The sequence below is a fragment of the Halobacterium sp. GSL-19 genome (genome assembly GCF_016917855.1).
GTDB lineage: Archaea > Halobacteriota > Halobacteria > Halobacteriales > Halobacteriaceae > Halobacterium > Halobacterium salinarum.
The window spans coordinates 107850-121481 of sequence record NZ_CP070375.1 but is presented as its reverse complement, the minus strand read 5'-3'; the positions used below and the strand labels follow the sequence as shown (position 1 = coordinate 121481).

11 protein-coding genes are annotated in these 13632 nt (G+C 63.1%); 4 read left to right on the top strand and 7 right to left on the bottom strand.

The features are described from left to right. The first annotated feature begins 32 nt into the window (after window positions 1-32). Window positions 33-1022 carry an alpha/beta fold hydrolase gene (locus JT689_RS00580; RefSeq protein ID WP_205250713.1) on the top strand — a complete coding sequence of 330 codons (990 nt, stop codon included), beginning with the start codon at window positions 33-35 and terminating at the stop codon, window positions 1020-1022. Between the two features lie 344 nt (window positions 1023-1366). Then, window positions 1367-3529 (top strand): catalase/peroxidase HPI, encoded by a 2163-nt coding sequence (katG, locus tag JT689_RS00575; protein WP_205250712.1) that lies wholly within the window; start codon window positions 1367-1369, stop codon window positions 3527-3529. A 330-nt stretch (window positions 3530-3859) separates the two neighbouring features. Here the strand turns inward: katG and JT689_RS00570 are convergent, their stop codons facing one another. The 5 genes from JT689_RS00570 to JT689_RS00550 form a co-directional block, all read right to left on the bottom strand. Beyond that, window positions 3860-4798 carry a DMT family transporter gene (locus tag JT689_RS00570; protein WP_205250711.1) on the bottom strand — a complete coding sequence of 313 codons (939 nt, stop codon included), beginning with the start codon at window positions 4796-4798 and terminating at the stop codon, window positions 3860-3862. Window positions 4799-4987: 189 nt separating this feature from the next. Then, window positions 4988-6127: an ABC transporter ATP-binding protein gene (locus tag JT689_RS00565; RefSeq protein ID WP_205250710.1), complete on the bottom strand. Its 1140-nt coding sequence runs from the start codon at window positions 6125-6127 to the stop codon at window positions 4988-4990. Window positions 6128-6132: 5 nt separating this feature from the next. Continuing rightward, window positions 6133-6996: a carbohydrate ABC transporter permease gene (locus JT689_RS00560; RefSeq protein WP_176705181.1), complete on the bottom strand. Its 864-nt coding sequence runs from the start codon at window positions 6994-6996 to the stop codon at window positions 6133-6135. A gap of 4 nt (window positions 6997-7000) precedes the next feature. Next, complete coding sequence (locus JT689_RS00555) at window positions 7001-7894, bottom strand: sugar ABC transporter permease (protein WP_176705180.1); 894 nt, start codon at window positions 7892-7894, stop codon at window positions 7001-7003. An 11-nt stretch (window positions 7895-7905) separates the two neighbouring features. Further along, window positions 7906-9297 (bottom strand): ABC transporter substrate-binding protein, encoded by a 1392-nt coding sequence (locus JT689_RS00550; RefSeq protein ID WP_205250709.1) that lies wholly within the window; start codon window positions 9295-9297, stop codon window positions 7906-7908. A 180-nt stretch (window positions 9298-9477) separates the two neighbouring features. On the opposite strand from JT689_RS00550, the gene JT689_RS00545 reads away from it, so the two are divergent. Beyond that, window positions 9478-9642 carry a hypothetical protein gene (locus JT689_RS00545; RefSeq protein ID WP_010904130.1) on the top strand — a complete coding sequence of 55 codons (165 nt, stop codon included), beginning with the start codon at window positions 9478-9480 and terminating at the stop codon, window positions 9640-9642. A gap of 161 nt (window positions 9643-9803) precedes the next feature. Here the strand turns inward: JT689_RS00545 and JT689_RS00540 are convergent, their stop codons facing one another. Continuing rightward, on the bottom strand, window positions 9804-10130 hold the full coding sequence (locus tag JT689_RS00540; RefSeq protein ID WP_049892709.1) for a NifU family protein: 327 nt from the start codon (window positions 10128-10130) through the stop codon (window positions 9804-9806). 519 nt (window positions 10131-10649) lie between these two features. Between JT689_RS00540 and JT689_RS00535 the strand changes: the two genes are divergently transcribed. Beyond that, complete coding sequence (locus tag JT689_RS00535) at window positions 10650-11936, top strand: orc1/cdc6 family replication initiation protein (RefSeq protein WP_176705350.1); 1287 nt, start codon at window positions 10650-10652, stop codon at window positions 11934-11936. Between the two features lie 596 nt (window positions 11937-12532). Here the strand turns inward: JT689_RS00535 and JT689_RS00530 are convergent. Further along, window positions 12533-13630, bottom strand: coding sequence for a glycerol dehydrogenase (locus tag JT689_RS00530; RefSeq protein ID WP_010904127.1), 1098 nt, complete (start codon window positions 13628-13630; stop codon window positions 12533-12535). Window positions 13631-13632 lie beyond the last annotated feature (2 nt).

The following is a 13632-nucleotide window of genomic DNA, read 5'->3' as shown; positions in this document are numbered from 1 at the left end:
ACTGATAAGCCCCCGGCATGCGTAGGTGGAGTATGAAGCTCCGCCAGATTGCCGGGTCGCTGGCCGCGGCTACCGGTGTCGTTGCTGCCACGAACGCCGCCCTCGCGTGGCGGGCGGACGAGCTTGCGTCGCCACTGGACGGGACGAACAACACGTACCAGTGGCGTGGGTTCGACATCGCGTACACCGAGGCCGGCGATCCGGACGATCAAGACGTGGTACTGCTGCATGGACTGAACGCTGCGGGATCGAGTTTCGAGTTCCGCAACGTGTTCGACGCGCTGGCCGCGGATCACCACGTGATCGCGCCCGACCTGCCGGGGTTCGGTCGCTCAGACCGGCCGCCGATCGAGTACGCGGCGTCCCACTACACGACGTTCGTGGCCGACTTCCTCGCCGACGCCGCCGAGGATCCGATGGTCGTGGCATCATCGCATTCGGGTGCGTACGCGACCGCTGCGGCCGCCGACACCGATTCGGTCAGCGAGCTGGTGTTGGTGTGTCCGACGACCGCGGGGTTCTCGGGGACGCGCCCGCTCGTCGGCGCGCTCGTCAGGACGCCAGTGGTCGGCACGGCGCTGTTCAACGTGGCCACGAGCAAGCGCGCCATCCGGTATTTCAACGCCGATCACGGCTACCACGACGAGTCGGTTGTCACCGAGGACGTGGTCGAGTACCACTGGCGGACCGCCCATCAGCCGGGCGCTCGGTTCGCCGCCGCGTCGTTTTTCGCGGGCGCCCTGGATGTGGATATGGACTTGGGTGCCGAGCTGGCGGCTCTCGATCTGCCGGTGACAGTTGTTTGGGGCCAGGAAGCGACCATCTCGCCCGTCGCTGATGGCCGCGACATCGCCGATGCCGCGGGCGCGCGGCTGGTGGTGCTCGAAGAGTCCGACGTGCAGCCCCACGTCGAGCGCCCTGAGGCGTTCCTCCGGGACGCCGTGGAACCAAGCGCTGTAGTTGAGGGCAGCAAGCAGAGCAGTGGCGGCGAGGATGTCAAACACGCCACCGATGGAGCGTGACGAAACAGCGACTAGCGCGGAAACAAGGGAACCGGACAAAAAGCGGCGGCCACGAGTAGTCGCCGTTTCGTCGTGAGATCGTACGGGGCAGAGCGGTAGGAGTCGCGTCAGAAGACGTTGCCCCATTGTTCTGAGTTGTATTTAATCGAACACGATCGGGAGATCCGTACCATTGCCATGCCACAGAGAGAGTAGTGTGGGATGGTACTACAAGGCGTTACAACGTCGATCCGGACTCAAAGGTCGCATAACACGAGATCACAGCCACTGATTTGACGCTTTCGTTCGACCTTCGATAACTACGCTTTAGTATCCCCAAAACATTGTTAGCGTACGCTCAATCAATGGAGAACGAAGACCACAACTTCGGAACAAGCGACTGGTGGCCAAACCAGTTAGACTTGGAGATTCTGGATCAGAACAGCCAACAGGTCGACCCGTACGGCGAGGACTTCGAGTACGCCGAGGCGTTCGAGGACCTCGACCTCGCGGCGGTCAAAGACGACCTCGAAGAGATGATGACCGACTCGAAGGACTGGTGGCCGGCTGACTACGGCCACTACGGGCCACTGTTCATCCGGATGGCGTGGCACAGCGCCGGCACCTACCGGACGTTCGACGGTCGCGGCGGCGCAGCCGGCGGTCGCCAGCGCCTCCCGCCGGTCGACAGCTGGCCGGACAACGTCAACCTCGACAAGGCCCGTCGCCTCCTCTGGCCGATCAAGCAGAAGTACGGCCGCAAGCTCTCGTGGGGCGACCTCATCATCCTGGCCGGAAACGTCGCGCTCGAATCCATGGGCTTCGAAACCTACGGGTTCGCGGGCGGACGTAAGGACGATTACACCCCGGACGAGGCCGTCGACTGGGGGCCCGAAGACGAGTGGGAGACCACGTCCGGCGACCGCTTCGACGCGGATGGAAGCCTCAAGTGGCCGCTTGGCAACACCGTCATGGGCCTCATCTACGTCAACCCCGAGGGGCCAAACGGCGAACCCGACCTCGAAGGCTCCGCGAAGAACATCCGCGAGTCCTTCGGGAAGATGGCGATGAACGACAAGGAGACGGTCGCGCTCATTGCGGGCGGCCACACCTTCGGGAAGGTCCACGGTGCCGACGACCCCGAGGAGAACGTCGGCGCCGAACCCGCCGCCGCCCCCATCGAGAAGCAGGGGCTGGGCTGGGAGAACGAGTTCGGTGAGGGCAAAGGTCCGGACACGATCACCAGCGGGATCGAAGGGCCGTGGAACACCACGCCGACCCAGTGGGACATGAGCTACGTCGACAACCTGCTCGAATACGAGTGGGAGCCCGAGAAGGGGCCCGGTGGCGCCTGGCAGTGGACCACCAAGAGCGGCGAGCTCAACGAGTCCGCACCTGGCGTGCAGGATCCGACCGACACCGAGGACGTCATGATGCTGACGACGGACGTCGCGCTCAAAGACGACCCCGACTACCGGGAGGTCCTGGAGACCTTCCAGGAGAACCCGCGGGAGTTCCAGCAGTCCTTCTCGAAGGCCTGGTACAAGCTCATCCACCGCGACATGGGGCCGTCCGAGCGGTTCCTGGGTCCGGAGGTGCCCGAGGAGACGATGATCTGGCAGGATCCGCTCCCGGACGCCGACTACGACCTCGTCGACGACGAGGCCGTCGCGGCGCTCAAATCCGAGCTCCTGGAGTCGGAGCTGTCGATCCCGCAGCTCGTGAAGACCGCGTGGGCGTCGGCATCGACGTACCGCGACAGCGACAAGCGCGGCGGCGCCAACGGCGCGCGCATCCGGCTGGAACCCCAGCGCAGCTGGGAGGTCAACGAGCCCGAGCAGCTCGAAGCCGCGTTGTCGACCTACGAGGACATCCAGGCGGAGTTCAACGACGCCCGCAGCGACGACATGCGTGTGTCGCTGGCTGACCTGATCGTGCTCGGCGGGAACGCCGCCATCGAGCAGGCCGCGGCCGACGCCGGATACGACGTCGACGTGCCGTTCGAACCGGGCCGCACCGACGCCACGCCCGAGCAGACCGACGTCGAGTCCTTCGAGGCGCTCAAGCCGAAGGCCGACGGGTTCCGGAACTACCTCGGCGACGACGCCGAGCGCGAACCCGAGGAGCTGCTGGTCGATAAGGCCGAGCTGCTGAACCTCACCGCCGACGACATGACGGTGCTCGTCGGCGGGCTCCGAGCGCTGGGAGTGACCCACGGCGACTCCGAGCTGGGCATCTTCACCGACCAGCCGGGGACGCTGACGAACGACTTCTTCACGACGCTGCTGGACATGGACTACGAGTGGGAAGCCGCCTCCGAGGACCGCGAGGTCTTCGAGTTGCGCGACCGCGAGACCGGGGACGTCGAGTGGACCGGCTCGCGAGTCGACCTGCTGTTCGGCTCGAACACGCGGCTGCGCGCCATCGCGGAGGTCTACGGCAGTGATGCCGACGAGGAGCTGTTCGTTCAGGACTTCGTGGACACGTGGAGCGAGGTCATGAAGCTGGACCGCTTCGACCTCGAATAGCGCGCCCGATCCACGCGCCGTCCACCCGTGGCGGTCGGCGTGTCGCTAACGCGGTGGAGCTGTTGCTGTTTCTGACTACGGCTGTGAGCAACTGCGATCAGGACGAATGGTATCCGGGCCAGTGTGCGACGTTCAAGCGCTGGTGCGACGGGCAGTATGTGATCTGCTTGGCAACCCCTGGGTCCGACCCGATACGATACGAATTGAATCGCGCAGGATGGAAGGTCGGCAGCGGACCGGGTGTCCACGAAGATGCTCCTAGCGATTCTGAGCCAAAAAACGGCGAAACAACGGTGTGGAAGGGCCGGCAGCTAACGGTTGGCCGGGCGGCTAATCATCACGTGGACCCGTGAATGACGAGATCGTAGTCACGACAACGGACCGCAGACGTAGTGCTCGCCACTTCGAGGCGAGGAACCCGGACAGGATGAACGCAAACCCCACGACGGTTGCTGGCGTGATCTCTTGTCCAAGCACGAGCCATCCGGCCAGCGCCGCGAAGACGGGAATTACGTACTCAATGAAGCTCATCTCGATGGGACCGAGGTCGTCCAGTAATCTGAAGTAGAGCAGGAACCCACCGACGCCGGCGACCACAGAGAGGTATGTGAGTGCGCCGAGCGCGGACGGCGTCCAGGTGGCGGCCGCAAACGACTGGCCGGGGAGCACGAGTACAGCGACGTGGAGGACGACGGCGCCGGTGGCCATCAGCCACGCCTGGGTGGATAGGAACGGCAGCGATGGCGATCGGCTGTGCGTGACGACCGCGGCGGCGGCGAACGCGAACGCGGACGCAAGCACAAGAGACACGCCAAGGACGCTGTCCGCGATGTTCGTAGGGTCGGGGTTAGCGATGATGACGACCCCAGCGAACCCAAGCATGACGCCGACCGCAGTGGCGGCGGTGAGCTGCTCATCGGTGGCGACGAGGCGCGTGAGCGCAGGCGTCACGACGGGAACGAGACCCAACAGAACAGCTGCGACACCGCCGGTAACGTACTGCTGACCCGTAAAGAGGAACGCATGATGGGCGCCGATCGTGAGGGTGCCACCGACGAGCACGTAAACGAAGTCATCCATAGTTCGGGGGTAGACGTCAGCGTCCGAGACGAAGACGGCAGCAAACAGCAGTGCGGCAGCGATGTCGAATCGTACGGCCGCGAATGGGACTGCGGGCAGATCGGCCAATCCAACGTCGGTTGCCATGAACGCCGTTCCCCAGACAGCGCACAGGAGCAAGAAACGACCGGTCGTCCGGTAACGACTCATTCGTGAGGGGTTCGCTGTCAAGGGGCAAATATGCGTCGAACTGCACGAACTCTCGGGGCATCCGGACCTGCGTGATGCGGTGGCGGCTGTGTAGTATGCTGTCGCTATCGACGATCGTCGGCTACCCACCGCACGTTTTTCGCGGCTCGGTGTCGGTAATGGAACCGCATCGTTCGGTGGGTGCACGGGCTACTGTGACGGGGTTGGTTTGGCGGGTTGGTTTTCGGACGCCGCGTGGTAGATCGCGTCGCCGGTCTCGGGGTCAAACAGGTGGAGGCGTTGCTGATCGAAGCACAGACGGATCGTGTCCCCGGTCGAAACGTCCCGGCGCGGTTGGACTTTCACCTGTAGCTCGTCGTCACCGATGGTGCAGTGTAGCAGGAGCTGTTCACCGAGCGGTTCTCGGACGGTTACCCTCGCCTCAAAGGACTCCTCGTGTCCAGTAGCAGAGCGCCCAGCCACTAGAATGTCCTCGGGTCGAACCCCGAATGTCAGGCGGCGGTCAACGAGTGCCGAGTTGGAGCCGCCGTCGGGAAGCGGGTGAGCGAACCCCTCGTGGTCGGCAACGAGACCACGGGGGCGGTCGCGAACCCGCACGGGAACCAGGTTCATTGCCGGTTCCCCGATGAATCCGGCGACGAACTGGTTTGCGGGGAAATCGTAGAGTTGCTGTGGCGGCGCGACCTGTTGGACGGTGCCGTCGTTGAGGACGGCGACGCGGTCGCCAAGCGTCATCGCTTCGGTCTGGTCGTGGGTCACGTAGACGGTTGTGGTGTCGAGTTCTCGGTGGAGTTTCGACAGCTCCGCCCGCATGTGGACGCGGAGCTTCGCGTCGAGGTTCGACAGTGGTTCGTCGAGCAGGAACACGGACGGCTCGCGAACGAGCGCGCGCCCGATGGCCACGCGCTGGCGCTCACCGCCGGAGAGGGCGTCTGGGGTCCGGGCGAGTAGCTCCGTGATGCCGAGTGTTGCGGCTGCGTCGGCGACGCGGTCCTCGATCTCGGCGCTGGAGTAATCGGTGACCGACTGCATCCCGAAGGTCATGTTCTCGGCGGCAGTCATGTGTGGATACAGGGCGTAGTTCTGGAACACCATGGCGATGTCACGGTCCTCGGGTGGTGAGTCGGTGACATCAGTGCCGCCGATCCGGATGGTGCCGGCCGTGGCGTCTTCGAGGCCGGCGATGAGCCGAAGCGTCGTCGATTTGCCACAGCCCGAGGGGCCAACGACGACGAGGAACTCCTCGTCGAGGACATCGAGATCGATCCCGTCAACCGCGGCGATGCTGTCGTAGTGCTTGGTGAGGTCGGTGAGTGTGATCGTACTCATTGGAATCAGGATTGCTGAATCGCGATGGTTTCGCGAAGCGAACGGTGGAAGACCAGCAGTACGGCAAGCGGCGGCAACAACGCGAGCACCGCCGCGGCCATGATGACGCCCCACTGTGTCAAGCCGGCCTGGGCCGCCCCCTGGATGTATCGAATCCCGACCTGGGCGACCTGACTTGGTTTGTCCGTGACCGCGATGAGCGGCCAGAGGAACTGGTTCCAGGAGTAGATGAACGTGATGACGCAGACGCCGGCGATCATGCTGCGGGACATCGGGATCAGCACGGACACCAGGAAGCGAAGCGGGCCGACCCCATCCACGTGGGCTGTCTCAACCAGCGAGTCGGGAATCGAGCGGAAATGCTGGCGGAACAGGAACACCGCGGTTGCGCTGGCGATGTACGGCCCCGTGATCGCCAGGAGGGTGTTCGTCCAGCCGAGATCCGCCATCAGCTGGAAGAGGGGCACGATCCGGACCGGAACGGGTAACAACAGCGTGAGCAAAACGAACATGAAGATCGCGCGCTCGTACGGGAGTTCGTAGTAGACGAGCGCGAGCGCGGCCAGCAACGAGAGGGTGACTTTCCCGATGACGACGGCGATGCTCATCACCAGCGAGTTGAGGAGGTAGGTCCCGAAGTTGTACGTTGTGAGCGCGGCCTGGTAGTTCTGGAGGGCGTTACTGCCGGGTCCGATGGTGGTGGGCTGGTAGACTTCGGCGGTCGTTTGCGTGCTCATCAGCACGGCCAACACGAGTGGGGCGGCCATCAGTGCGATCGCGCCGAACAGCCCCAGGTGCATCAGAGCGTTCTCGGGGAGGATGTCGCGGTGGGTCGTCCGGGTCGAAGACTGGGCGGTGTCAGTGGCCATTGTATCACGCCCCATACTGTGCGTATCCCTCTGAAACGCGGATTTGGACGTACATCAGTACCGCGACCAGGGCGAACAGGATGACCGACTCGGCCGACGCCAAGCCCAGGCTGTTGAACTCGAAGGCGTCGCGGTAGAGCTTGAATATCAGGAGATTGGTTGCGTCGCCCGGACCGCCGCTGGTGAGGAGGTCCACGATCGGGAACGTGGAGAAGAACGCGTAGATCGTGTTCATCACCGTGAGGAAGACCAGCGTTGGTGCCATCAGCGGGAGGTAGACGCTCCGGAGGCGTCTGAGGTGGCCAACCCCGTCGAGCGTGGCGCGTTCGGTGAGCGTTTCGGGGATCGTGTTGAACGCGGCAACGACGAAGATGATGTTGTATCCGAGCTGCTTCCAGATCGCGACGACGGCGACGACGGTGAACGCCTGCGGGCCGCTGTTGAACCAGTCTAAGGTGAACGGGGTGACCGCTTCGAGGTAGTGAGTGAACACACCGAGGTTCGGGTGTAGGATGAAGTTCAACAGGATCGCGGCGACGGCCGGCGGCAGCGCGTACGGCCAGATGGCGGCGATGAGGTACGCCGACGAACCGACGGACACGGTGAAGAGGAGATATCCGACCGCGATCGACAGCAGGAGGGTTCCGGTGACGACGATGGCTGCGAACAGGACAGAGATCGCGAAGCTGTGGTGGTAGGCGGTTGAGGTCAGCAGCTGAACGAAGTTCTCCGCGCCGACCCAGGCGGTCTGCTGCCCGAGGAACAGGGTTCTGTACAGACTGAGTCGGAACGTCTCGAGGCCCGGATAGTAGAGGAACGCACCGAGCACGACCACGGAGGGGAGCAGCAGTCCCAGGGCCTGCAGTGTCGAATCGAATGGGGTTGGCTGTGTGGACATGGGTGGTCGGGTTACGCGCTGTCGTCGATGGAGTCGGTGTAGTCCTGGATGGCGCTGGTCGCTTGGGTGTCCATCTCCGCGAGGCCCGCCGAAACGGACATGTCACCGGTGATGATGCTGACCGAGAGCTCCTCGTTGATCGTTCTGACTTCCGGGAACGCGCCCATGACTGCGCCGCGCGTTGCCGGTGTGTCGGTGGTCTCCTGGAGTTGGTCGAAGGCCGTGCGGAAGTTCGGGTGTTCGTCGAACCAGCCGTCGTCCGTGAGCCGGTCGATGACGCTCTGTCGCACGGGGAAGTAGCCGCTGTTGCGGTGCCACCGCAGCTGTTGGTCGGGCTGGGTGAGATACGCGATGAACGTACCGGCGGCCTGTTTCTCCGCAGTCGTCAGTGCGTCCGGAACCCACAGTGAGCCGCCACCGATGACGACGCCTGAGTTGTCTCCGGTCGGGGTTGGGAGGTATGCGGATCCGAGTTCGAAGCCGCGCTGCTTTGCACCGGCCACCAGCGAGACCAGATTCGACGTGGAATCCCACAGCATCGCCGCTTGCTCGGTGAGAAACGCCTGTCGGGCCTCGTCCCACGCCTCGATCCCGGGGTTCAAGTAGAGGTCGGCGTTGGCCATGTCCGTCCACCACTGGTAGACCGCGCGTCCGGCGTCGCTGTCGAAGTTTGTCTCCGTGGGTCGGCCGGCACGGCCGTTGTCGTTGTTGACCAGGAGTTGGTTTTGCTTCGCGAACTGCTGTTCGATCTGCATCCACGAGTGATTCGGCCAGGTGAGGCCGTACTCTAGTTGCGTGTTCGAAACAATGGTGCTGGCCGCTGTCCGGAGTTCGGCAAGCGTCGTCGGCGGGGCGTTCGGATCGAGCCCAGCCGCCTCGAAGGCACGCTTGTTGTAGAGCATGATGGTGTTCGAGGAGTTGAACGGCATCGAGTTGAGCGTGCCATCGGTGCGGTAGTAGTTGAGGACCGACGGGAGGAAGTCCTCGCGGTCGATTTTGTCTTCGGGAAGCAGGGAGTCGATGGGAGTGAACGCGTTGCTGTCGAGGGCGATTCGGGTCCCGATCTCGAAGAGTTGGACGATCCCCGGGGGATCGCCGGCCCGCGACGCCTGGAGGGACTGGTTGAGTGTCTCACGGTAGCCGGTCTTGCTCACGGGGTTGATCGAGACGCCGTCGGTCTGTGCTGAGAAATCCGCTGCCATCTGCTCGATTGTGGTCGCCAGTTCGTCGCCGAAAACGTGCCAGAAGTCCAGCGTGACGGTGCTGGAACCGGTATCCGATTGGGTTGTGGCTGTGTTGAGTGCGCCACAGCCGGTGAATGCTGTGAGTCCGGCTGTGCCGGCACCGGCGAGGACTGCGCGTCGTGTCGCTGTGGCTCTCCGTGTCTCTGTGGTGGGCGCCATCGGATAACGCAACTCGGGGTCCCCGGATGAGTGCTTATATGAGTTGAAAATATCCGTCTAGACCGTTCTGGAGACCTATTGAGCCGTGCATGGGGCGGCGCGCAGCAATGCCGTCGACGTTCCAGAACCGACCCCGGGTTTAATACCGAGCCAGTCGTTGTGTGGGTGGCTGTTGGATTCATGCTCTCGAACGCAACGCGAGTGACAGTCGTGTGCATCGTTTCGGCGGTCGCGCTCTGGCTCGTCGTGAGACGGATCACCGATGCGGCCTGGGTGCAGTTGGTGACACTCATCGGCGTTGGCGTCTGGCTGCCGACAGTGCTCGCCAAGCGGGTGGGGCGGTGACAGCGGGAGTTGCCGAGGGCCGTGCGTGGTAGCGGGCGTGACTCGAGTGTGGATCGGGAGATCGTCGACGACCACACCGCAGTCAGTTGTGAGGATGGCGCAGGTTCAAAATGAGGGGGTGGAGACGCGTGCGACACGACGCACGTGGCTGCGGGCAGCCCTCAGAACGGAGGACTGTAGTCCTGGTACTCGTCCATGTCCTCCATGCGGTCAGTTTTCGACGGCATGACCGCGGCACGGGGGCCGCCCGAGCGCACGACGGTCACGTCATCGAGGTCGTCGAGGCTTTCGGGGAGGCGACTTTCGATGGCATTCATCGTCATCGGTGCGATGCCGCAACCCGAGCACGCGCCACCGATCGCGACGGTCGCGGTGCCGGCTGCTTCGTCGATCTCCCGGATCTCGAAGTTGCCGCCGTGTTGCTGGATCTGGGGGACGTTGTCACTGAGATAGTTGCGCGTCTGTCGTTCGAGGTTGCCTGCGCTCATTGCGGATGTACAGACGCACCATAGTGTCATAAATCCATGGTATTTGGTGAGCCTAAACCAGCTCAAGGAGAGCGATCCGACGTGGAGGCCACTGGAAGCGGTGAGCCCACCACGGCCCTGACCCCGTGGCACTCGGCTTGAACCGCCTGTAGACAACACCACGGCAGAGTGCAGTAGGGCTGAAGGCGCGATAGAGCGAGTTACACATCGATGACGGGGGGTGAGCGAGCGCGATACATCGCTGGCGGTGCCGGTAGAGAGAGAGTGACATGGCCGAATTTGGGGCACAGATCCCGTATCACACCAGGATAAACATCGATTGGGGTTACGCTTTTCAACCAGGGGGTGTACAGCATACGTATGGCTGGTCGCGACCAAGGTGGGACGCACGGAGTCGGCGACGACGCCGGGGTGGGCGGCGATGACGCGGCCGCCGATGGCTCCGGGCATGGCGCTGGTAGCCAACTCGCTGGCTCGGACGCGGCCACAGACGAGGACGCACAGCGGTCGATCCGTGACATGCTTCACGACGACGGGGACGCGTCGGTGTTCGTCAACCGTGACCTCGTGGAGCCGGACACGATCATCGACGAGGAGCGAATCGTCGGCCGCGACGAACAACTGGAGTCGGTGGTGTCGTTTCTGAAGCCAACGCTGCAAGGGAATCGGCCACCGAACATGCTCCTGTACGGGCCCGCGGGAACCGGGAAGTCGCTCATTATCGGTGCGGTCACGCAACAGATCATCGAACTGTGCCACTCCAAGGGTGAGCGGTTCGGCGTTGTGCAGGTCAACTGCCAGCCGATCAATACGCTCGACCAAGCCGTGTACGAACTCGTCCAGACGGTCGCCAGCGATGTCGGCATCGAACCCGGAGTTCCGGAAACCGGAGTATCTACGAAACGGAAGTACAGACGGCTCTACGACCTCATCAACGAGCATTACGACTCGGTCATCTTCATTCTGGACGAGATCGATCTGCTGGTTGGTCGGCGCGCAAACGACGAGCCGGCGTACTCCAAACTGCTGTATCAACTCTCGCGCGCTAGCAACACGAACGACATCGCAGGCCAAGTGTCGGTGGCCGCACTGACAAACGACCCCAAGTTCATGGAGAACATCGACGGGCGGGCAGAGAGCTCGTTCAATCCCCGCGATATTTACTTCCCGGATTACGACGCCACACAGCTCCGGCAGATCCTCGAAAACAGGCGTGACGCGTTCCGGCAAGACGCGTTGACCGACGACGTACTCCCGCTCGTGTCGGCGTTTGCGGCACAAAGCCATGGTGATGCTCGGAAAGCGATCGATCTGTTCCGTGGAGCCGGCGATCTGGCCGACGAACAGGGGGATCAAACGGTCCGCGAAGACCACGTCCGGGAGTCCCAAGACGAGATCGACAAGGACCGGTCGCTGAAGTTGATCGCGGGGCTGACGACCCAGAAGAAGATTTCCCTGTACGCGACGGCGGCTGTCGCGCACTGTTCGAGTGCAACGCGGAACTCGGTGCCCAGTCCGGTTGGGTTCCAGGTGTACCAGTGGGTCACCGAGGAGATCGATGCCGACCAGATGACCCGGGAGACGTACGTGAAATACGTCAAGGAGTTGTCGACGTATGGATTGGTTTCGACGGCCCGAAAGAGCCGTGGACGCGGTGGCGGAATGTATATGGACTTCACCTTCAGGGGTGATCCGGAGTCGATGATGCATCGGGTTGTCGACGACACGCGGCTGGAGAGAGTCGGCACCGAATCCGAGCGGCTCCACGCGGTGGTGAACGCCCAACTTCGAGAGTTCGAGGAGTAGTTGCCAGGCGATTCCCTGCTGCCTTTCGCTTCCCTCCCCACCCCCCGTCTTCGATGTGTAATCTCCTGTCGTGTCTCTGATCAGATCGTCGGCTACTGCTGGCGATCGTGGCAAGGCCACACCCCCTCCCCGTCATCGATGTGTAAACGATACCACCGAGAGATCGATGGCACACTGGCAACGAAGTGAGACCAAGACAGAAGCAGGGTTCAACGCCGCTGTGACAGGAAGGCGACGTATTAGACGGAGTTCGAATGCTGTCAAGCACTAGTTACGTGTTCTCCTACAACTACCAAATTAACATACAGCTACTGCAGTGCGGTTACTGTTTTCCCTGGTCTATTATAAATCTTTCCTTAATAGTAATACAGTTCGCTGAGAGGGACAAAACCGGCAGAAGGGAGCTGTCCTCGGCGTGTATCGCGGTCGTAGCCCACCTACTGGTTGGTTCGACCGATCCCCCCACCCTGCGGCAATCCCGTTTACACATCGATGACGGGGGGAGGGAGTCCCCCCTCCCTTTTCGCCGCCGACACGTCCAGCTCCCGGATGAATCTCGGCGGGCCGCCCAGCAGGAACGGTGGTACGGGACCCCGCTATCGATCCCGAACCCGCCGCCCCATCTCGTCGGCGGTCAGCAACGCATCACGCACCATTGCTGGTGTAACGTCAAACGGCTCGTCGTGGATCGTCTCGGCTTCGTCACAGGCCGCCTCCGCGACCACGTCCAGGTCTACCTGTTCAGGGTTCGTGATCCCGATCTCACCGAGGGTGACAGGCAACCCGAGCTCGACCGAGAACTCGATGAACTCCTCGATCCTCGCGTCGGAATGCCCCTCCAGCACGAGTTGCGTGATCGTGCCGATGTTCACCTTTTCACCGTGGGTCGCGTCGTGCGTTTCCGCGAGCTGCGTGAGGCCGTTGTGCACGGAGTGGGCAGCCGCCAGCCCGCCGCTTTCGAACCCCAGCCCGCTGAGCAGCGTGTTCGCCTCGATCACGGCGTCGACGCTCTCGGTCACGGCATCGTGCTCGACGGCGTCCAGCGCGCCGGCACCGTGCTCACGGAGCGTCTCATAGCACAGCTCGGCGAGTTTGTGTCCCGCGCGGGTTGGTTTCCCACCGACCTCGTTGTCGCCGCCGGACTGTGCGACTGCGTCCGCCTCGAACCACGTTGCAAGCCCGTCGGCGATCCCCGAGCGCAGGAACCGAGCCGGCGCTGCAGCGACCACTTCGGTGTCAACGATCACCAAGTCCGGGTGCTGCTCGTAGTACCAGTAATCCTCGAACTCGCCGTGCTCGCTGTAGATCACTGACAGCGAACTCGTCGGCGCGTCCATCGATGCGATCGTCGGCATCGACACCATTGCGCCGCCGACCTCCTCGCGGACTGCTTTCGCGGTGTCCAGGGCCTTGCCGCCTCCGGCCCCGATAACGATGTCGGCACCCTCGTCGACAGCAACGGACGCGATCCGCTCGATCTCGTCCTCCGAGGATTCCCCGTTGAACACGACCGATGAGCCGTCGAGTCCGGCTTCCGCGAGGCTTTCGTGCACGTCGCTCTCGATCATGTCCATCACGATCTCGTCGGCGACCAGCAATGCTGTGTCACCGAGTGACTCCGCGTGCGTGCCGATGTCGGTCGTCACGTTGCGACCCTGTACGTACGTCGATGGCGATTTGAATACGCTCGTCATGA

Bases quoted from the DNA above. Each gene is read 5' to 3' on its own strand.
- JT689_RS00580 (WP_205250713.1), top strand. From the start codon at position 33: ATGAAGCTCCGCCAGATTGCCGGGTCGCTGGCCGCGGCTACCGGTGTC.
- katG (WP_205250712.1), top strand. From the start codon at position 1,367: ATGGAGAACGAAGACCACAACTTCGGAACAAGCGACTGGTGGCCAAAC.
- JT689_RS00570 (WP_205250711.1), bottom strand. From the start codon at position 4,798: ATGAGTCGTTACCGGACGACCGGTCGTTTCTTGCTCCTGTGCGCTGTC.
- JT689_RS00565 (WP_205250710.1), bottom strand. From the start codon at position 6,127: ATGAGTACGATCACACTCACCGACCTCACCAAGCACTACGACAGCATC.
- JT689_RS00560 (WP_176705181.1), bottom strand. From the start codon at position 6,996: ATGGCCACTGACACCGCCCAGTCTTCGACCCGGACGACCCACCGCGAC.
- JT689_RS00555 (WP_176705180.1), bottom strand. From the start codon at position 7,894: ATGTCCACACAGCCAACCCCATTCGATTCGACACTGCAGGCCCTGGGA.
- JT689_RS00550 (WP_205250709.1), bottom strand. From the start codon at position 9,297: ATGGCGCCCACCACAGAGACACGGAGAGCCACAGCGACACGACGCGCA.
- JT689_RS00545 (WP_010904130.1), top strand. From the start codon at position 9,478: ATGCTCTCGAACGCAACGCGAGTGACAGTCGTGTGCATCGTTTCGGCG.
- JT689_RS00540 (WP_049892709.1), bottom strand. From the start codon at position 10,130: ATGAGCGCAGGCAACCTCGAACGACAGACGCGCAACTATCTCAGTGAC.
- JT689_RS00535 (WP_176705350.1), top strand. From the start codon at position 10,650: ATGCTTCACGACGACGGGGACGCGTCGGTGTTCGTCAACCGTGACCTC.
- JT689_RS00530 (WP_010904127.1), bottom strand. From the start codon at position 13,630: ATGACGAGCGTATTCAAATCGCCATCGACGTACGTACAGGGTCGCAAC.